The 19,852-nt window shown below is 67.1% G+C and carries 17 protein-coding genes; 2 read left to right on the top strand and 15 right to left on the bottom strand.

The genetic code is table 11. From position 1 onward, the window contains the following. Nucleotides 1-15: 15 nt before the first annotated feature. From QW861_RS02975 to QW861_RS02985, 3 genes are all read right to left on the bottom strand, one after another. Nucleotides 16-1,038 (bottom strand): NADP-dependent oxidoreductase, encoded by a 1,023-nt coding sequence (locus QW861_RS02975; protein WP_316192688.1) that lies wholly within the window; start codon nt 1,036-1,038, stop codon nt 16-18. Between the two features lie 152 nt (nt 1,039-1,190). Then, complete coding sequence (gene guaB / locus QW861_RS02980; protein ID WP_315827414.1) at nt 1,191-2,678, bottom strand: IMP dehydrogenase; 1,488 nt, start codon at nt 2,676-2,678, stop codon at nt 1,191-1,193. 263 nt (nt 2,679-2,941) lie between these two features. Next, nucleotides 2,942-3,190: a hypothetical protein gene (locus QW861_RS02985; protein WP_315749790.1), complete on the bottom strand. Its 249-nt coding sequence runs from the start codon at nt 3,188-3,190 to the stop codon at nt 2,942-2,944. A 136-nt stretch (nt 3,191-3,326) separates the two neighbouring features. Here QW861_RS02985 and QW861_RS02990 point away from each other — a divergent pair, with 136 nt between their 5' ends. After that, on the top strand, nt 3,327-4,814 hold the full coding sequence (locus QW861_RS02990) for an MDR family MFS transporter (RefSeq protein ID WP_316192689.1): 1,488 nt from the start codon (nt 3,327-3,329) through the stop codon (nt 4,812-4,814). 16 nt (nt 4,815-4,830) lie between these two features. Here QW861_RS02990 and QW861_RS02995 read toward each other — a convergent pair whose 3' ends face one another. Further along, nucleotides 4,831-6,024 (bottom strand): sialate O-acetylesterase, encoded by a 1,194-nt coding sequence (locus QW861_RS02995; RefSeq protein ID WP_316192690.1) that lies wholly within the window; start codon nt 6,022-6,024, stop codon nt 4,831-4,833. Nucleotides 6,025-6,137: 113 nt separating this feature from the next. Between QW861_RS02995 and QW861_RS03000 the strand changes: the two genes are divergently transcribed. Continuing rightward, nucleotides 6,138-7,562, top strand: a complete 1,425-nt coding sequence (locus tag QW861_RS03000) for an O-antigen ligase family protein (protein WP_316192691.1) — start codon at nt 6,138-6,140, stop codon at nt 7,560-7,562. Here QW861_RS03000 and QW861_RS03005 read toward each other — a convergent pair. The 11 genes from QW861_RS03005 to QW861_RS03055 form a co-directional block, all read right to left on the bottom strand. Then, a complete protein-coding gene (locus QW861_RS03005; protein WP_316192692.1) occupies nt 7,547-8,605 on the bottom strand; it encodes an acyltransferase in 1,059 nt (352 codons plus the stop codon). The two genes, QW861_RS03000 and QW861_RS03005, sit on opposite strands and share 16 nt — an antisense overlap. Before the next feature lie 324 nt (nt 8,606-8,929). Continuing rightward, nucleotides 8,930-10,906, bottom strand: coding sequence for a cellulose synthase catalytic subunit (locus QW861_RS03010; RefSeq protein ID WP_316192693.1), 1,977 nt, complete (start codon nt 10,904-10,906; stop codon nt 8,930-8,932). Continuing rightward, nucleotides 10,906-12,123 carry a hypothetical protein gene (locus QW861_RS03015; RefSeq protein WP_316192694.1) on the bottom strand — a complete coding sequence of 406 codons (1,218 nt, stop codon included), beginning with the start codon at nt 12,121-12,123 and terminating at the stop codon, nt 10,906-10,908. Before QW861_RS03015 ends, QW861_RS03010 begins: the two co-directional genes overlap by 1 nt. Further along, a complete protein-coding gene (locus QW861_RS03020; RefSeq protein ID WP_316172356.1) occupies nt 12,120-13,595 on the bottom strand; it encodes an HlyD family secretion protein in 1,476 nt (491 codons plus the stop codon). The genes QW861_RS03015 and QW861_RS03020 overlap by 4 nt, the downstream gene beginning before the upstream one ends. Nucleotides 13,596-13,791: 196 nt before the next feature. Next, nucleotides 13,792-15,291 (bottom strand): tripartite tricarboxylate transporter permease, encoded by a 1,500-nt coding sequence (locus QW861_RS03025; RefSeq protein ID WP_315714419.1) that lies wholly within the window; start codon nt 15,289-15,291, stop codon nt 13,792-13,794. Then, entirely contained in the window at nt 15,291-15,785 is a 495-nt protein-coding gene (locus QW861_RS03030) for a tripartite tricarboxylate transporter TctB family protein (RefSeq protein ID WP_315714420.1), read from the bottom strand. The genes QW861_RS03025 and QW861_RS03030 overlap by 1 nt, the downstream gene beginning before the upstream one ends. Beyond that, the gene (locus tag QW861_RS03035; RefSeq protein WP_315714421.1) at nt 15,782-16,750 is read right to left on the bottom strand and encodes a Bug family tripartite tricarboxylate transporter substrate binding protein; all 969 of its coding nucleotides are present in this window, start codon (nt 16,748-16,750) and stop codon (nt 15,782-15,784) included. The genes QW861_RS03030 and QW861_RS03035 overlap by 4 nt, the downstream gene beginning before the upstream one ends. 165 nt (nt 16,751-16,915) lie before the next feature. After that, on the bottom strand, nt 16,916-17,275 hold the full coding sequence (locus tag QW861_RS03040) for a hypothetical protein (RefSeq protein WP_315714422.1): 360 nt from the start codon (nt 17,273-17,275) through the stop codon (nt 16,916-16,918). Between the two features lie 81 nt (nt 17,276-17,356). Then, nucleotides 17,357-17,635 (bottom strand): DUF3551 domain-containing protein, encoded by a 279-nt coding sequence (locus QW861_RS03045; RefSeq protein ID WP_315714423.1) that lies wholly within the window; start codon nt 17,633-17,635, stop codon nt 17,357-17,359. Between the two features lie 102 nt (nt 17,636-17,737). Next, complete coding sequence (locus tag QW861_RS03050) at nt 17,738-18,433, bottom strand: RlmE family RNA methyltransferase (protein WP_315714424.1); 696 nt, start codon at nt 18,431-18,433, stop codon at nt 17,738-17,740. Between the two features lie 231 nt (nt 18,434-18,664). Next, nucleotides 18,665-19,738, bottom strand: coding sequence for a Ppx/GppA phosphatase family protein (locus tag QW861_RS03055; protein ID WP_315714425.1), 1,074 nt, complete (start codon nt 19,736-19,738; stop codon nt 18,665-18,667). Nucleotides 19,739-19,852: the final 114 nt, after the last annotated feature.

Genomic DNA, 19,852 nt, shown 5'->3' on the forward strand with positions numbered 1-19,852 from the left:
TTACATCAGGTGTGCTCAGGCCTTGTCGGGTCCGACCCGCACCAGCTGCTTGCCGAAATTGGCGCCCTTGAGCAGGCCCATGAACGCGGACGGCGCGTTCTCCAGGCCCTCGGTGACGAACTCCTTGTACTTGACCTTGCCGTCGCGGACCCAGGTCGACATGTCCTTGAGGAAGTCGCCATGGCGGGAGGCGAAATCGCTGACGATGAAGCCGCGGATGGTCAGCCGCTTGGTCAGCACGTTGCGCATCAGGGCGCCGGCCCATTTCGGCGCCACCGACTGGGTGTCGTTGTAATGCGCGATCAGGCCGCAGACCGGCATGCGGGCGAAGGCGTTGAACAGCGGAAACACCGCCTCGAACACCGGGCCGCCGACATTCTCGAAATAAACGTCGATGCCCTTGGGACAGGCTTCTTTCAGCTTCGCCGGGAGGTCGGGATCGCGATGGTCGAGGCAGTCGTCGAAGCCGAACTCCTTCTTCACATAGTCGCATTTGTCCTTGCCGCCGGCGATGCCGATGGCGCGGGCGCCCTTGATCCTGGCGATCTGCCCGACCGCCGAGCCGACCGCGCCCGAGGCCGCGGCAACCACGACCGTTTCGCCGGCCTTGGGCTGGCCGATGTCGAGCAGGCCGGTGTAGGCGGTCATGCCGGGCATGCCGAGCACGCCAACGGCGGTCGAGATCGGCGCCAGCTTCGGATCGACCTTGGCGAGGCCCTTGCCGTCGGAGATCGCGTGCGTCTGCCAGCCGGCGCGCGCCAGCACGATGTCGCCGGCCTTGAAGCCGGGATTGTTGGAGGCCACGACTTCGCAGACGGTCCCCGCCTCCATGACGCCGCCGACCGGCACCGGCTGGGCATAGGACGGCCCGTCGCTCATGCGCCCGCGCATGTAGGGATCGAGCGACAGCCAGATCGTGCGCAGCAGCACCTCGCCGGCGCCGGGCGTCGGCACGGCGTAATCCTCGAGGCGGAAATCAGTGGGCTTGGGCTCGCCGACGGGACGGGCGGCGAGAACGATGCGCTTGGCTTGGGACATGGTGTTTCCTCTTTTGTTGGTTGTGACGTTCGATGCTAGCCCCACGGGCACCGTCATTGCGAGGAGCGAAGCGACGAAGCAATCCAGGGCTTCACGCGCCGCCCTGGATTGCTTCGCTTCGCTCGCAATGACGGAAAGAGCGGGCGTGCGGCTTACGCCCCGCCCGGATAGTTCGGGCTTTCGCGCGTGATCGTCACATCGTGGACGTGGCTCTCGCGCAGGCCCGCGCCGGTGATGCGGACGAACTCGGCCTTGGAGTGAAATTCGCCGAGATCCTTGGCGCCGACATAGCCCATGGCTGCACGGAGGCCGCCGGCGAGCTGGTGCATGACGTTGCCGACCGGGCCCTTGTACGGCACCTGACCCTCGATACCCTCCGGCACGAGCTTCAAGGTGTCCTTGATGTCCTGCTGGAAGTAGCGGTCGGCCGAGCCGCGCGCCATCGCGCCGACCGAGCCCATGCCGCGATAGGCCTTGTAGGAGCGGCCCTGCCACAGGAACACTTCGCCCGGGGTCTCGTCGGTGCCGGCGAGCAGCGAACCGACCATGGCGACGTCGGCACCGGCGGCGAGCGCCTTGGCGAGGTCGCCGGAGAACTTGATGCCGCCATCGGCGATCACCGGCACGTCGGCCTTCTTGGCGGCCTCGACCGCATCCATGATCGCGGTGAGCTGCGGCACGCCGACCCCGGCGACGATGCGCGTGGTGCAGATCGAGCCCGGGCCGATGCCGACCTTGACCGCGTCTGCGCCGGCATCGATCAGCGCCTGGGCGCCGTCGCGGGTGGCGATGTTGCCGGCGATCACCTGCACCGCGTTGGAGATGCGCTTGATGCGGTTGACCGCCTCGAGCACGCGCGAGGAATGGCCGTGCGCGGTGTCGACCACGACGAGGTCGACACCGGCCTCGATCAGCTTCTCGGTGCGCTCGAAGCCGCCCTCGCCCACGGTGGTCGCGGCGGCGACGCGGAGCCGGCCCTGGCCGTCCTTGCAGGCCAAGGGATGCGCGACCGCCTTCTCCATGTCCTTCACGGTGATCAGGCCGACGCAGCGATACTGGTCGTCGACGACCAGCAGCTTCTCGATGCGGTGCTTGTGCAGGATCTTCTTGGCCTCGTCCTGGCCGACGCCCTCGCGCACGGTGACGAGGTTCTCATGCGTCATCAGCTCGGAGATCTTCTGGCGCGGATCGGTGGCGAAGCGCACGTCGCGATTGGTGAGGATGCCGACCAGCTTGCCGGGGATGCCCTTGCCGCCGCCGGTGACCACCGGGATGCCGGAGAAGCCGTAATCCTTCATCAGCGCCAGCGCGTCGGCGAGCGTGGCGTCGGGCGCGATGGTCAGCGGATTGACCACCATGCCCGACTCGAACTTCTTGACCTGGCGCACCTGGGCGGCCTGGCCCTCGGGATCGAAATTGCGGTGGATGACGCCGATACCGCCGGCCTGCGCCATGGCGATCGCCATGCGCGCCTCGGTGACGGTATCCATGGCGGAGGCCATGATCGGAATGTTGAGCGGGATCTCGCGCGTCACGCGCGAGCGGATGTCGACCTCGGAGGGCAGCACATCGGACAGGCCCGGCTTCAAGAGCACGTCGTCGAAGGTGAAGGCTTCGCGAAGTGTCTGGACGGTCGCCATCGTCAACTCCTTGTCTGCGGCCAAAACGGCCGCGATGCGGGTACGGATGAGCGACGCCGCCGTCGAGACCATGCCTCGCCGTCGAATCGGTGCCCATCGGTGGGGTTGACGCGGGTCGATAGCATGGGCCTGTGACGAATCAAAGGGCCGATCCGCTGTCCTCCCGCGATTGCGAAGAACGGCCCAGACCGGCCCTGATCGGGTCCGAAACGCGCAACAAAAGGTCGCGAAGACCCCGATTCCGGAGCAGAAGTTCCGCGCCTCTAGCGCCATGCGCCCGGCGGTGGCCCGTAGCGGCGGATGGCCTCGACCACCTCGCGGTGCCGCCGGTCCTCCCGCCGCATGTGCACGGCGATCAAAGCGTGCGCCGAGGGCACCAGCAGCAGCACGTGAAAGAACAGGCCGAGGACCAGACACACCAGACACAGCAGCAGGTTGAAGATCGCCGCGAACGGCTGCCCGTTGAGCAGCAGACCCAGCGGCGGCACCAAAGCGGCGAGCAGGTAGATCATCGGCACATCTCCAACAAAACGGGACGCGGCAGCGTCACGCTGCATCTAGGGGGCCATGCCAGCAGCGCAATGGCCTCGTTCGCCGCAGGGTGTTAAAGCCCCGGCGCCCGCCCTCCTCTCCCGCTGCCGACCTCCGATGAACAAGCAACGCGTCATTCCGCTGATCGTCGCCACCGCCCTGTTCATGGAGAACATGGACTCCACGGTCATCGCGACCTCGCTGCCGGCGATCGCCAGGGACATCGGCACCAGCCCGCTGACGCTCAAGCTCGCCATCACCTCCTATCTGCTGTCGCTGGCGGTGTTCATCCCGGCGAGCGGCTGGACCGCCGACCGCTTCGGCGCGCGGCGGGTGTTCTCGAGCGCGGTCGCCGTGTTCATGATCGGCTCGATCGGCTGCGCGCTCGCCAACTCCGTCGAGAACTTCGTGTTCGCGCGCATCCTGCAGGGCATGGGCGGGGCGATGATGACGCCGGTCGGGCGTCTCGTTCTCTTGCGTTCCGTCGACAAGAGCGCCCTGGTCGGCGCGATGGCCTGGGTCACCATCCCCGCGCTGATCGGTCCGGTGATCGGACCGCCGGTCGGCGGCTTCATCACCACCTATTTCTCCTGGCACTGGATCTTCCTGATCAACATCCCGATCGGCGTCGTCGGCATCATCATGGCGCTGCGCTTCATCGATCCGATCAAGAGCGACAATCCCGAGCCGTTCGATCTCTATGGCATGGTGCTGGCCGGCATCGGCCTCGCCGGCCTCGCCTTCGGCCTCTCGGTCGCCGGTCTCAACCTGCTGCCGTGGCCGGTGGTCGCGAGTCTCGTTGCGATCGGCGCGATCTCGATGACGCTCTACGTCCGCCACTCCTGGCGCACCAACTCACCGGTGCTCGACTTCTCGCTGCTGCGGCTGCCGACCCTGCGTGCCTCGATCGTCGGCGGCTTCATGTTTCGCCTGGGCATCGGCGCCCTGCCCTTCCTGCTGCCGCTGCTGATGCAGCTCGGCTTCGGGCTGTCGCCGTTCCAGTCCGGCCTCGTCACCTTCGGCTCCTCCGCCGGCGCAATGGGCATGAAGGCACTGGCCGCGCGCCTCATCCGCGCCTTCGGCTTCCGCCATCTGATGACCGTCAATGCCGTCGTCAGTTCGGTCTTCCTCGCCGCCTGCGCGCTGTTCACGCCGGCGACCCCGCTGCTGCTGATCCTGATCATTCTCGTGGTCGGCGGCTTCTTCCGCTCGCTGCAGTTCACCGCGATCAACACCGTCGCCTATGCCGAGGTCGAGACCGCCCAGATGAGCCGCGCCACGACGCTCACCAGCGTCAACCAGCAGCTCGCGATCTCCGCCGGCGTCGCGGTCGGCGCGTTCTCGGTGGAGACCACGATGTGGATGCACGGCGCGAGCCAGCTCACCGCGGCGTCCTTCGCGCCCGCCTTCATTGTCGTCGCGATCACGTCGGCGCTGTCGTCGATCCTGTTCTGGCAGATGCCTGATGACGCCGGCAGCGAGATCTCAGGCCGCAAGGTGGCCGCGATCGCGAGCCGCAAGGGCGCCGAGAAGGGCGCGGAGAAGGCCGCCAGGAAATCGGCGAGCGAGACCACGCATGATGCGCGGGATCAGAAGCTCGGCTGATCGTCCCGCTTCCGGCTCAAGGACGCCTCGCCCCGGACTTCCAGTAGTCGGCCAGGCGATCGGCCCACATCCGCGCGTGCAGCTCGGTGCCGGCATGGCTCATGTGGCAGCCATCGTGGCGCAGCTTGAGCCCGATCTGGTCGGTATCCGGGCCAGGATAAACGCCGAGTGCCGGGTTCGGCACGGCGGCCTGGGCTGAACGGATGATCTCGTCGGGAACACTGCCGCAGAGCGTCGCCGTGGCGACGAAGATCGGCGCCGTCAGGTCGGCCGCCCGCAGGCCGGCAACGATCTCAAGATAATTGCGCAAGTAGGACAGTCGTCCCGCTTCCTTCATTTTCGCAGTGACGTCTAGGGACGCGCCGTCCTCCGCACCATTGGTGGAGAACGCGAAGGCGTTGTACTCGCCCTGATGCCAGAGCACCGCGCTCGGTTCGAGACCTACGTCGCGCAGGCCGGCGACGGTTGCGAGCAGCACCTCGAAATACTTGCCGCCGCGGGCGCGCCACTCCTCGAGATAAGTCCCGCCGATCGCAACGGGTGCGATCACGACCGTCTTCGCCAGCCCGCGATCGATCAATTCGTCGCCCAACCGGGTGGCGACGTTCTCGCCCTCGCCCGGCGTTCCCAGCAATGGATTGCGCGCCACGTAGCAGCGGCCGTCGAAGCGGTCGAAATTGTAGAACCGGTTGTGAGGCTGATAGAGCCGGCCACTCTGATCGGGCGCGCCGGTGTTGGAGATGTTCGACTGGCCCGCGGTCAGAAGCACCACCAGCCCCTCGCGCGGAATCGCGTCGCAGGCAATCGACGTGGCCCTGGCACGCACAGCCTCGTTGTCCGGCAGGAGGCAGCGCGAGGCGTTGCCGCCCGCGATGAAATCCGCGTCAGAACCGTACAGTGCACGGGCCAGGTTGCGTCCCTGCAGCAGGCTCTGCACCTCCGGGTCGCCGCTCGCGCCATCGATACGACGGTCGATGTCGGCAAAGGCGGCGCGCCGCGTGCGCACCTGCTCCAGCAGTGCCAGGAACCCAGGGGCGGTCGAGATGGGTCCGACGGCGCAGGGAACGCAATTGCCGTCGCGCGATTTGGCCGAGGTGGTCGGCTGGCAGACGTCGCGGGCCGGCAGCACCTCCGCAGCTCCTGCCGTCGCGGTCAACGAGACGGCCAACCACGCTGCGACAAGCGTGGCCACGATTGCGCGTCGCATCATGCTCGGATCACTTCTTTCGTCGCCTCGGCTGACGGCCGCCTCAGGCGCCGGGCATCTGCCTCCCAGCCTCGAACATGCCTGAGGAGACCGGATTTCCATTATAGTCCGACTTCATGAAAGAGAGCCGAATCGATCCGCAGCCGCTCGCGGCGATGGCGATGAACTGTTGGCCGTCCGCGCTTCTCCTGGCAGCGACGGCGCTTGCCGCCCCGGCACTCGGCGGCATCGTCAGACCAGCCTTCATCCTCGGCTGCGCGGTGGCCGGCTGGTTCGCGTGGCGTCGCAGCCCCGCGGCCCACGTGCAGTCGGCGATCCTGATGTTCGCCTTTGCTCCTTTCGTGCGCCGCCTGGTCGACATCTCCGCAGGATTCGATTCGTCCGGCGTCATGCTGAGCGGCCCGCTGCTGTTCATCATCGCGCCAGTTCCGAGTCTGGTGCTTTCGCCCTCGGACAAGGACAGGCCGGGCAATCCCTGGCTCGTGGCGCCCTTCATCGTCCTCGCCTGCATCGTCTATGGCGGCGCGCTGTCGATCTTCCAGAACGACTGGTTCAACGCCGCCAACGGCGGAATGAAATGGGCCGCGCCCGTACTCTATGCGATCGCCCTGCAGCAGCGGGCGCGATCCGACGGCGCCCTGCTCGATGCAATCACGCGCGTATTCCTGCTGGTGCTGCCCGTCACCGGCCTTTACGGCATCTGGCAATATGTCGATCCGCAAGGCTGGGATCGGTTCTGGATGGTGAATGCCAGCATCACCTCGGCCGGCTATCCGCTGCCCTACATGGTGCGCGTGTTCAGCACGATGAACGGCCCGGCCAGCTACGCGACCTTCACGGCCACCGGCCTGCTGCTGGTGGGCTTCCTGCGCCCGGGATGGCTGGCAATGGCGGCGATGGCGCCCGCGGCGCTCGGCCTGTTGCTGTCGCTCTACCGCACCAGCTGGATCACGCTTGCGGTGGGCCTGCTGTTCTGCATGTTGTTCCCCGCGACGCGGCGTCGGGCCGTATCGATCACGGTCGGACTGGTCGGCGCGGTGATCGTCACCGTCCTGTTCACGCCGTTCGCGGAGGTCATCACCTCCCGTCTGGAATCGCTCGGCAGCGTGTCGCAGGACAGCAGCGGCAGCGAGCGGCTGGATGAGTTCGTCACGCTGTGGAATGCGCCGAACAGCATGGTCCTGGGATCGGGCTTCACCATCACCGACGTCGGCGTCGCCGGCGCGATGCCGATCGACGGGCAGATCATCGCAAGCTGGGTGACGATGGGCATTCCGGTCGGACTGATCTGCCTCGCGGCCTATGTCTGGGTTGGGCTCGCCGCCACCGGCGCCGCGTGGCGGATACCGACGCGCGAGGGCGCCGTGCTCGGGGCGCTCGCCATCAGTGCGCTCTTGATTCAGCTGCCGCTGACCAGCATCTCCTCCGGCGAGGTCTCGGCGCTGTTCTGGATGCTCGTCGCGATGGCCTGTCCGCTCGACCAGATGGCCGACGGAGCACGGCGCACCGTCGCCGCTCGGCAGCATCAGGCCGGCGCCTGATCGGACGTTGCAGCGCGCGGCGTGATCGCCGCAGTCTGCGGCTTGCGGGAGGCCGGCGGTGCGAGCCCGAAGAGGGCCAGCAGATTGAGCCGCCGCAGGATGGCATGTGCGATCAGAGGAAGCACCACGCCGGCCGCCGTTCCGGCCAGCAGATAGACCCATGGCGATGGCGGGATGTGCAGCTTCAGCATGATGATCCGCATGCCCGAGCCGGCAAGGATGTGCAGCACATAGATCGTCATCGACGCGACGCCTGCGGCCGCCAGCCAGCGATGGCTCGTTGGCGCGAGCAGCTTGCAGAGCCCGACCGTGCCGGCGATCCCGAGCACACAGGCCGGCAGGGAGGCGAGCCCGTTGGCGTCCATGCCGGACAGCTGGCCGCCCAGCGCCACTGCGGCCGCAAACGCGATCCCGATCACGGCCAACGCGGACCAGCCGAATGGCCGCCATTCCGCCACGACGCTGACACCGTAGACGCCCGCGACGTAGAACGGCAGATGATGCAGCGTGAGCGCGAGGTCAGGCCGGATCGGCAGCGCGAGGAACACGCCGAGCCCGGCCAGCGCGAGCGTGGTCAAAACCGTCCGCGACGGGACCAGCACCGCGATCACGTGGCAGATCATCAGCGCGTAGAGAAACCAGAACTGTGCGATCGGACGATACCAGATCGCGGCGAGATCGCCGGGATGAATCGGGATGTTGGCATCCCGCGCCAGCAGCATCGTGATCCCGCCCTGGATCAGCGACCACAGCACGTAGGGATAGGCGATGGTCCAGAGCTTGGAGGTGAGGAAAGGACGCGCGCCGCGCCGCAAGCTGTGCTGCACGTTCAAGCCGGCCAGGAAGAAGAACAGCGGCATGTGGAACGTATAGAGCGTGTAGTCCATCCAGCGCGCGACGGCTCCATCCGGGAAGATGCCGGGGCGCACCAGACCGCCAAGCACATGACCGTACACCACCAGGATGACGCCGAGGCCGCGCGCGAAATCGATCCACGCCGTGCGCGCGGTGTCAGCCGTTGCCCTCTGCGTTCCAGCATCCATGCCCGACTTGTCCTGCCTCTGTCGCGCAGCCCGCGTCCGGTCCGCGATGCTGCAAAGTCAGCGCCCCAAGTCATATCGCAGCCGGCTTTGCAGCGCCGTCGGCGCCTGCCAGGACATCGGAGGTATTCTCGCGTTAGTCTTAACCAACCGATAAGCCTCTGCCGGATGGCACGAGCTGGAGGCAAAGGCGCTGCCGTGATGCTTCTCCGAGGCGAGCTCGAGGTGACGCCGTGCCACCGTCGCGCGTCCAAGTGCGCGGTTCGACGGCGGGCCCGCTGCCGCCTGCGGCGACCTCCCTGCCTACCCTACGCAGGATCGGGAACGTCACCGCCCGACGAAACCGCGTCGCGCCAGCCCTGCCAGCGCACCGCGCAGGCGGGCGCGATCGGTGATGACGCCGCGGGATGAGCTGAACAGGCGGACCACCAATTGCCGCCGTTGCGCTTCGTCGGGCTGCAGGCGCAGATGCGTGGTCGTCCCGGAGACGGCCTCGACCGACGCCTCGAGCCATCCGAGGCCGTCGAGATGCAGCGGCAATCGGGTGCCCGGCCGTGTCATGCGATGATGCGGTGGGCCGGCCACGCGGGCCAACGACAGCGACAGCGCCTCGATCTTGCACGGCACGACCTCGCCGCTCTGCGCCAGCCAGCCCGCCTCGTCGCTCGGAAACAGGTCCTCACCGCGCGGCAGCTCGAAGCAGACGAGAAACGCGATGAAGGCGATCAGCATCGCGATGCCGGCCCATAGCAGATTGAAGTAGTCGATCGACGAGATCTCGCTGGCTGCATTCGGCGACACGAACGCCCAGACGATGGCCGCCGCCGAGCTCGCGGCGATCGCGCCGAAGATCGCGGCGAGCTTGCCGTGGACGCGCGGCTTGGAGCGGTCGCCGCCCTTGTCGGTCACCTTGAAGGGGCGGCCGAACGGCCGGACCAGCGCGCTGAACAAGGTGGCCGTGACGGCAAAGCAGGTCACTGCATGGGTCGCTTCCATGAACAGCGGCAGGGTCTTGGAACGCGAGATCCAGCCCATGTAGATGATCGTCCCGAGCAGCGCCGGCACGCCGTAGCGCAGGAACGACAGATAGTCGGCCTCGAACGCCGGCAGCCCGGCGAACCAGTAGATCGGCGGCGCGACCAGAAGCAGCACCATGAACGGCTTGCAGGCCCAGTTGAGCACGCCATGCAGGAAGTGCCAGCGCTGGGTGAAGCTGTAGCCGCGGCTGCGCAGCGGACCATCGCGCAAGAGCGCGACCTGAATCGTGCCGAGGCACCAGCGGGCGCGCTGGGTGATGTATTCGGGCACGCCTTCCGCCGAGAGGCCGAAGCTGAGCGGTTCGTTCAGCCAGACCGTGCGATGGCCGCGCTTGAGCAGCGTGTAGGTGAGGTTGATATCCTCGGAGATCGCCGCGTGCGGGAAGCCGCCGATCTCCATGAGCCGCTCGCGGCGGACGACGAAGGAGGTGCCGACACAGAACGCGCAGCCCCAGGCGTCCTTCGCCGGCTGGAACACGTCGAAGAAGAAGCGCTGGTCGTCGACCCAGTGGCTTGACGCCAGCAGATTGTGCTGGATCGGATCGGGGTTGTAGTAGAATTGCGGCGTCTGCACGACGGCGATATCGGGCTCGGACAGCAGCAGGCCGACCGTCCGCTGGAGGAAGTCACGGCGCGGGGCGAAGTCGGCATCGAGCACCAGGATCACCGGCGCGTTCGATAGCTGCGCCGTCGCCGCAAGCGCGTTGTTGAGATTGCCGGCCTTGGCGCCCTTGTTGTCGGGCCTCGTCAGATGGCGCGCGCCGACCTCGTCGCAGAAGGCGCGGAGCCGATCGCGCCTGGTGTCGTCGAGCACCCAGACGGTCTTGTTGGGATAGTCGAGCGCGAGCGCGGCGAGGATCGAGCGCTCGACAATCTCCATAGGCTCGTCATAGGTGCAGATGAACACGTCCACGGCCGGCTGCTCGCCCCGTGCGGCCAGCGCAGCTTGCGCGGCGTCGGCCTGTCCCGAGCGGTCGACGCTGCGGGTCAAGATCAGAATCGACATCAGCGTGTAGGAGATCGCCACGATCTCGAGCGTGATGAACAGCCGCGGCCACAGCGCCTGCAGGGTCAGGTCGAACACCGGCAGCGTGTCGTGCCAGCGCCACAGCGTGTAGATCAGGAGGAACGACGCTGCGGTAGCGCCGAACAGCAGGCGGTCGCGCCGGCGCGTCGGATCGAGCAGACGCGCCATCACGAGGAGCCCGAGCAGGACTCCGAGATCGGTGGTCAACACCGAGGCGTCATTGCTGGGGAGCGGAAACATCAGGGGACCCTTGCGCCGGTGAAAGGATTCCAGCCGGTCTCGGCGAGCACGGCCCAGGCGGTGGCACCGAGATGCGGGCGCTTGTAGTAGAAGAAGTCCTGGATGGTGGTCGCGCCCGTCGGGTCGATCGACAGACCCGTGGTGAGGCGCGCGTTGCGCGTCGCGTTCAGCAGTCCCGTTGCCGTGCGGTCGGCACGCAACCCTGCAAGCAGCTCCTCGCTGGCAGCGGCATCTCCGACCATGCGATAGGCCAGCGCCGCCTGCGCGGTGCCCTCGACCCAGACGCCGTCGCGATCGCTGTTGAAATCGAAGCCTCCGTCGACGGCAAGATGAGTTTCGGCAAAGCGCAGCGCCCTGCGCCAGTCGGGCGTATTCGTCACCGCCATCCACGGCCAGAGCTGCACGTCGAGCGCGAGCAGATTGTCGTCGGCGAGGCGGCCATCGGGCTTGGTGCCGAGCAGGAAGCGATCGCCGCGGAACGTGCGATCGAGCAGGCGGCGCGCCGTCTGCGCGGCATCCTGATAGCGCGGCTCCAATGTGATACGATGGAGCCAGGAGGCCACGGCGTAGACATCGGCATTATGCTCGGTCGACATCCAGCTGAGGCGCACCTGCTGCGGATCGTAACCGTGATAACCGCCGCTGAAGCCGTCCGCTCCGTTCGTTGCGCTGGCAATGATCCAGTCCATCAGGCGCCGCGCGCTGGACAAGTAGCCCTCCTCGCCGGTCGCCTGATGCAGCGTCAGCAGCGCCAGCGCTGCCCAGGCGACGTTGCCGGTCGCGGTGCCGTCCTGCGCGGCATCCTCGCCCCAGATCTTCTTCTGGTCGTCCCACCAGCCCGGCAGCAGCGCCGCCCCGGGGCCGACAGGACCGGCGCGATAGGCATTGCGAAGGCGCCCATCGCCGAAGGTGCGATCGTGGGAGGCGGCATGCACCAGCGCGTTGCCGATCACGCGACCCTCGTCGATGCGACCGCATGCGACCAGCGCGATCGCTGCCAGGGCGTTGTCATAGGTGAACGCCGTCGTCGAAAGGCCGAGCGGCGGCCCCTCCTCGTCGGCACCCGGCTCGTAGCTGCGAATGAACGCCGCGTCACGGCCGGCGAGGCCAGGCTCGACGGCCTGCACCAGTCCCGCACAGAGCGAAGTCTCGGCCCGCATCGGCGATGCGCCGCCGAGCAGAGCGATCACCGCCATCGTCATGGAGAGAAGCCTCATTGTGCCGAGACCGCGCGCGCCGTTGGTAGCCACTGCTCGTCCAATACCGGCTGCTGCGCCGGGTGCGACCGCAAGGCGGAGTCGAGCTTGGTGACACCGGCACGGCGCGTCGCTTCGTCCGGCTCAGACGGGTCCAGGTCGGTCAGCGACGCAACGAGGTGGCCGAGCCGGCGCCATGTCACCGACATCGACGGCACGATGCCATTGTCGCGCGTCACGGTGACCCACTGCCCCACCGTGCAGGCCGGTGTCGCCGCGGAGGTCGGCTGCGCCGCCGGCTTTTCGTCGGCAGCATCAGGTGTGATCATGACATAGAGCTCGCGCCGCTCGGTCTGCGGAAATGGCACGGCAAAGCGCTCGTCGACCTTGTCGCTGGTCTTCGGCAGCACGGCGCTGACGATGCCGCTATGGAAGCCGCCGCCATCGATGCGCACCTTGGTGCCCGGCTTCATCGCTTCGCCCTGGCGATAGGAGAAGATCGCGACCACAAAACGCTTGTCGCAATCGACCACCGAGGCGATCGTATCGCCGGCGCTGACGTGGCGTCCGGTGTCGGCGCCCACCGCCAGCACCTTGCCGGGACCGGGCGAGAGCACGTCCGCGGCAGCGAGCCGCGCCAGCCGCGCGCGCTCCGACTTGATCAGGCCCTCGAGATCGTCGAGCACGGCCGCCTGCTGTTTCTCCTCGATCTCCATCCGCCTTGCATCGAGATCGATGTCACGGCGCTTCTGACTGAGCATGTTCAGCGCGACCAGATCCTCGCCGACATAGACGCCGGCGTCGAGCGCCTTCAGCTGTGTCAGCTTCTGGTTCAGCTTGGCAGTCTGCGCATCGGTGTCGTGCAGCGCCGCCGCATATTGTTGCTCGGTCGGCTTCAGCATCTCGACGCTGGCGGCATCGCGCGCGACCATGCGGTTCTGGCGGTCGACGATGGCCTTCTTCTCGCTGCTCTGCGCGTTCGACTGCGCGACGCGGGCACGCAGCTCCTCGATCTGGGACTGCAACTGCGCCTTCAACTGACCGGCTTGGCTCGCGATCTCCTGATCGAGCGAGCTGACATAAGCAACGTCGGACTGATGCTTGGCGCGCGTGGCGTCGAGCTTCTGACGCGCGTCGCCCGCCTTTTCTTCCAGCGAGATGAGCGTGGCGCGGTCCAGCCGCGGATTGGTGATCTCTGCGAGGCGGTCGCCGGACCGAACCTCGCCACCCGGCTTGGCCGTGAGCGAATCGACCTGGCCCGCGATCGGGGACGTCAGCAGCATCACCGGCGCATCGACCACGGCGCGATCGGACTGGTCGGCCACGATCGGCGGCACCACCGCGGTCAGCATCAGCGCCGAGAGGATGCCGGCCACGCCGAGCGCCGACACCCTGAGGATCACGGGATGGCGCTGTGGCTGGGTTGCGGTCTTCGGAGCGGCGGGACGTTGCGCGGGGGCTGGCTTGAAACCGTCATCGAAGCGATCGGTCATCAGGTCTCTTTCGGTTTGGGGTGACACGCCCCGAAAGACGCTTCCTCGGCTGATCCGGAGTTCCAGGCTCCGGTCTCGATGGCTCAACCCAAACCAGATCGCGGGCACATCGTTTCAAGCTGCGCCCGATCTCCGCGCTCACCTCCGGTCACGTTATGTTGCAGTGCGATGGCGCGGTTTCCGCTTGCGGCCGCGCTCAATCCTCATTCGCCTTGAAGCGTCCGAGTCCCTTCAAGATGAACGGCGCGATCAGAGCAATCAGCGCGACGACCAGAAGCGTTGCAGAGATCGGCGACTGCAGCAGGGTCATGGGGTCCCCAAGGCTGATCGCGAGCGCCCGCCGCAACTGGCTCTCGGCGATCGGCCCGAGGATGAGCCCGACCACGACGGGCGCAATCGGGAAATCGAACCGGCGCATCAGGAAGCCGAGCACGCCGAAGCCGGCCAGCATCGACAGTTCCACGACCGACGGTTTTGCCGCGATCGTGCCCATGGTCGCGAACACGAGGATGCCAGCGTAGAGCCATGGTGTCGGGATCGCGAGCAGCTTCACCCACAGGCCGACCAGCGGCAGGTTGAGGACGAGCAGCATCGTGTTGGCGATGAACAGGCTCGCGATCAGGCCCCAGACCAGGTCGGGCCGCTCGGCGAACAACAGCGGGCCCGGGTTGAGACCATACTGCTGGAAGCCGGCGAGCATCATCGCGGCGGTCGCCGACGTCGGCAGGCCGAGGGTCAGCAGCGGCACCAAGGTGCCCGCGGCAGAAGCGTTGTTGGCGGCCTCAGGGCCGGCGACGCCTTCGATCGCGCCTTTGCCGAATTGGTCGGGATATTTGGTCAGGCGCCGCTCGGCAGAATAGGACAGGAACGTCGGGATCTCCGCCCCGCCCGCCGGCAGCGCGCCGATTGGAAAGCCGAACATGGTGCCGCGCAGCCACGGCTTCCACGACCGCTTCCAGTCCTCGCGCGTCATCCACAGCGAGCCCTTGATGGCCTCGATCTTCTCCTCGGTATGATGCCGGCGCGAGGCGACGTAGAGCGCCTCGCCGACCGCGAACAGGCCGACCGCCAAGGTCGTCACCTCGACGCCATCGAGCAGCTCGGGCACGCCGAAGGCGAGCCGCGCCTGCCCGGTGAGCTTGTCGATGCCGATGAGGCCGAGCGTGAGACCAATGAACAGGCTGGTGAGGCCGCGGATCGGTGAATCGCCGAAGGTCGCGGACACCGTGACGAAGGCGACGCACATCAGCGCGAAGTAGTCCTCCGGCCCGAAGCGCACAGCGATGTCGACGAGGTAAGGCGACAGGAAGGCGAGACCGATGGTGGCGATGGTGCCTGCGACGAAGGAGCCGATCGCCGCGGTCGCCAGCGCCGGGCCGCCGCGGCCGGCCTTGGCCATCTTGTTGCCCTCGAGCGCGGTCGCCATCGAGGCGCTCTCGCCAGGCGTGTTGATCAGGATCGCGGTGGTCGATCCGCCATACATGCCGCCATAATAGATGCCAGCGAACATGATCAGCGAACCGCCGGGATCGAGCTTGTAGGTGACCGGCAGCAGCAGGGCGACCGTGAGCGCCGGCCCGATGCCCGGCAGCACCCCGACGGCGGTGCCGAGGAACACGCCGACCAGCGCATAGAGCAGGTTCATGGGCTGGACGGCGATCGCCATCCCATGCGCGAGCGCGGCAAAGGTGTCCATCAGAGCAGTCTTTCGAGCGGACCGGCGGGAAGGCTCAAGGTCAGGAGGCGGTCGAAGGCGAGATAGATCGTGGTCGTCAGCACCGCGCCGATGACGAAATCGGTGACGAAGGCGCGCCGGCCGAACGCCGCCGACGTCGTCACGAACAGCGCCGTCGTCGCCAGGATGAAGCCGCCGCCGAAGCCGATGATGGCGATCAGCAGCGCAAGTCCGACAAGAATGAGCAGCACCGCGACCGGATCGGAGCTCTCGCGCGGCGGCAGGTTGCCTCTGACGGCATCGATCAGATTGGCCAGTGCAAGAATGCCGAGCCCGATCGCGATCACGACCGGCATGACCTGCGGGCCCATGCCGTACATCGTGGTCGCCGGGATCTGATTGGCGTCGTAGACCAGCACGAGCGCGACGGCCGCCAGGAGCGCCGCAATGACGATGCCGGCCTTGTCGACGCCTCCCGAGGCGGGTGTCTCGGTGCCGGCGCGCTCCGTCGTCATGACTTGACGAGGCCGACCGACTTCAGCACGTCGGTAACGCGGACGTTCTCCTTCTTCAGGAACTCGGCGAAGGCGTCACCCGGAAGATAGGCGTCATCCCAGCCCTTCTGTTTCAGGATCTCCTTCCAGGAATCCGACTTCACCATCTTCTCGACGGCCTCGCTGAGCGTCTTTTTCTGCTCCGGCGTAATGCCGGGCGCAGCGACGACCGAGCGCCAGTTGGCGAGCACGAGATCGATGCCCTGCTCCTTGAAGGTCGGGATGTCGACGCCGGGAATGCGCTTCTCCGAGGATATGCCGATCGCGCGCAGCTTGCCGCTCTTGATCTGCCCGTCATACTCGGACAGGCCGGAAATGCCGGCGGTGACCTTGCCGCCGAGAATCGCCGCCAGCGACTCGCCGCCGCCTGAGAACGGGATGTAGTTGACCTTCTTGGCGTCGGCCCCGACGGCGCCGGCGAACAGCGCGGCCATGACGTGATCGACACCGCCGGCCGAGCCGCCGGCGAAGGTGACCTTGGCGATGTCGGCCTTCAGCGCCGCGGCGAGATCCTGCGCGGTCTTGATCGGCGATGCGGCCGGCACGACGATGACCTGGATCTCCTCGGTCAGCCGCGCGATCGGCGTCACCTGCTCCAGCGTCACCGGCGACTTGTTCATGGCGAGCGCGCCGACCATCACGAAGCCGTTGACCATCAGCTGGTTGCCGTCGCCCTTGGCGCCGGTGACGAACTGCGCGATGCCGACGGTGCCGCCGGCGCCGGCGACGTTGGTCACCTGGACGCTGCGTGCCACACCCGACGCCACGAAGGCCTGCTGCATTGCCCGCGCGGTCTGGTCCCAGCCGCCGCCGGGCGCGGCCGGCGCCATGACCTTCAACTCGAGTTGCTGGGCGAAGGCTGGAGTACCGGCAAGCACAGTCAAAGCGACGACCGCGCCGAACAGGCGCGTACAGAACGAATTCAAAGCGGTCCTCCACGGTCGGCCGAACGAACGGCTCGCGTTTCTTTTGCCTCTGAGGAACGGCATTTCAGCGGGAAATGCGGCCGCTGTCCAGACGGGATTGCTCGCGCCGTCGCCCGCGTTGCAGCAGCAGCCTTGGGAGAACGAGACGGTTGTGGGAGGAGCGGCCTAACCGCAAGTCCAGACCATCCCCACCGGCGTCCGCGTCCAGCACGGGCCGAAGCTGCCGCCATTGTAATGGCCGCGATAGAAGCCGGGCTGGCCGAAATAATGCCACTCGCCGTTGTAGAGCATGTATTTCGGCGTACCGTCGATATACCAATGGCGGCGGCTGCCGCGCGGCCCGTTGCGCATGGCCTCCTTGTCGGCATAGAGCGGCAGGCTGTTGTTGGGCGGCTGCTTGTAGCCGGGCAGGAAGCCATAGCCCTGCCAACGGTGCGCCTTGCGCTTGTGCGACGGCGCCGCGGACGCGATCGCGGGCACCAGCAGCAGAAGCATCACGATCGCGACGATGAAACGATGCGGCATCACGGCAGCCCGATGGATACGAGGGTCTCGAATCTTCAGTTCGATTGCGGCACGGCAACGGCCGTTCCGTCATGAAATGTTTCAGCGATGCCGCCGATGCGCGCGGCGCGGCGGAGGCGACGGCGGGGCGTAGAAGGGATTGAGGTCGCACATCGCCGCACGGCCCGACGCCGTCGCGCGACATTGCGGCAGCGACGTATAGCTGCAGTCGATCCACTCGCCACCGCCAAACCGGCCGCCTTCATAGACCTTCATGCACACGGGATAGCGCGGATCGTAGGCTTGGGCGTGAGCAGAGCCCGATAGGACGGACCCGACCGCCAAACCCAGCGCGAGGGCGCTCCAGTTGAGGACACGCATGCAGGACCTCCGGAATCGACGTCTCGCCGGCCCAGGCCGATTCCCGAGACGGTGATTGCCCCTGCTCTGTATCGCCAGGGCGTCAAGGCCGCAATGACGCCATTACAACAGGTCGGCCTGCTCTCCGCCGCGGAACCCCATCGCCAGCACGTAGCGCTCCGACGAATCCTGCCGGCTCGCCGCCGGCTTGACGTGACGGACGCTGGCGTAATCGCGCTTGAGCTGCGCCATCAAGTCGGCATCGGCGCCGCTCTGGAACGTCTTGGCGAGAAAGCTGCCGCCCGGCTTGAGCACCTCGCTGGCGAAATGCGCGGCGAGTTCGACGAGACCGACAATGCGCAACTGGTCGGTCTTGCGGTGGCCGGTGGTGTTGGCCGCCATGTCCGACATCACCACATCGGCACGCCCGCCGAGCATCGCGCGGAGCTTTTCGGGCGCATCCTGGGCATGAAAGTCGAGCTGGGTGAAGGTGACGCCGGGGATCTCGCCCATCTCCAGCAGATCGATCGCGATCACCCTGCCCTTCCCGGCTTCGGCCCCGACCCGGCGCGCCGCGATCTGGCTCCAGCCGCCGGGCGCAGCGCCGAGATCGAGCACCGTCATGCCGGGCTTGAGCAGATGATGCTTGTCGTCGATCTCGAGCAGCTTGTAGGCCGCGCGCGAGCGATAGCCGTCGCGCTTGGCTTGCGCGACATAGGGATCGTTGAGCTGGCGCTCCAGCCAGAGTTTCGAGGACAGCTTGCGCTTGCCTCCGGTCTTGACCTGCACATGCATGCGGCCCGTGGTGTCTTTTGCCATGTGTTTCTCGGTCGTCGTGACCAGACGCGGGAGGCGAAAATCCATCCACGCTCGAGGTCTGGCGGAACTACAAAGGTCACCCTCCCCTGGAGGGGGAGGGTCGATCGGGAGCGAAGCGAGCGATCGGGGTGGGGTGAGCCGCACGAAGACCGCTCGTGGAACTCACCCCACCCCGTCTCACATTGCGCTCCATGTGAGACGACCCTCCCCCTCCAGGGGAGGGTGAAGTCGCTACGCCGTGCGCAGCGCGCCGTCTTCGCGCATCATCTCGACCAGCATGCCCTCGCGCAGGCCGCGATCGGCGACGCGCAGCCGCGGCAGCGGAAAGGACCGGCGGATGGCGTCGAGAATGGCGCAGCCCGCCAGAACGAGATCGGCGCGGTCGATGCTGATGCAATTGTTCTCGGCGCGCTCCTGGTAGCTCATCGCCAGCAGCCTGCCGATCGTCGTCGTGATGTCGGCGTCGTTGATCCAGATGCCATCGACCCGGCGCCGATCGTAGCGCGCGAGGTTGAGATGGATGCCCGCCAGCGTCGTCACGGTGCCGGAGGTTCCAAGCAGATGCATGCCGGCGAGATCGCCGCCGTTCTCGGCCGCGAACGGGCCAACATGCTCGGCCACGGCCTCGACCATGGCGGCATAGATCTCCGGCGTCACGTCACGGCCGCCGAACCGTTCGGCCAGCGTCACGACCCCGAGCGGGATCGACATCCAGGCCTTGATCCGCGGCTCGGCGTTGCGGTCGCCCGCATCGCGCTCGATCCGGACCAACTCGCTGGAGCCGCCGCCGATGTCGAACAGGATCGCCCCTCGCCCGCCGGGATCGAGCAGCGGCGCGCAGCCCTTGACGGCCAGTGCCGCCTCGGTCTCGCGGTCGATCACCTCGAGCTCGATGCCGGTCTCGGCCGCAACCCGGCTGCGGAACCCCTCGGCATTGGCCGCAGCGCGGCAGGCCTCGGTCGCGATCAGCCGCAGGCGCCTGGCCTTCTTCGACTGGATCTTGTCCCGGCAGATGCTGAGCGCCGCGATGGCCCGATCCATCGCCGCGTCGCTGATGCAGCCGGTGGTCGAGATGCCCTCGCCCAGCCGGACAATGCGCGAGAAGGAGTCGACCACGCGGAAACTGTCGCCCGAAGGACAGGCGATCAGGAGCCGGCAATTGTTGGTTCCGAGGTCCAGGGCCGCGTAGACGCTGCTGCCATTGCTGGCGCAGGAAGGCGTCGCGACGTCCAGACCCGGACGCAAGCCGGGCTCCAAGTTCCCGCGCGGCGCGGGACTCTCCCGCAGCCGCGTGTCATTGATCATTCAAATGTCTTTCCGCTGGCCGAACCGGCCCAGATGGAAGTTCTCTTTCGTGAGACATTATCAGTGGATAGCGCCGGCGCAACAGCCCCTCCATCAGGCGTGATGCACCATTCC

It is taken from the genome of Bradyrhizobium sp. SZCCHNRI1029, assembly GCF_032487555.1.
Taxonomy (GTDB): domain Bacteria; phylum Pseudomonadota; class Alphaproteobacteria; order Rhizobiales; family Xanthobacteraceae; genus Bradyrhizobium.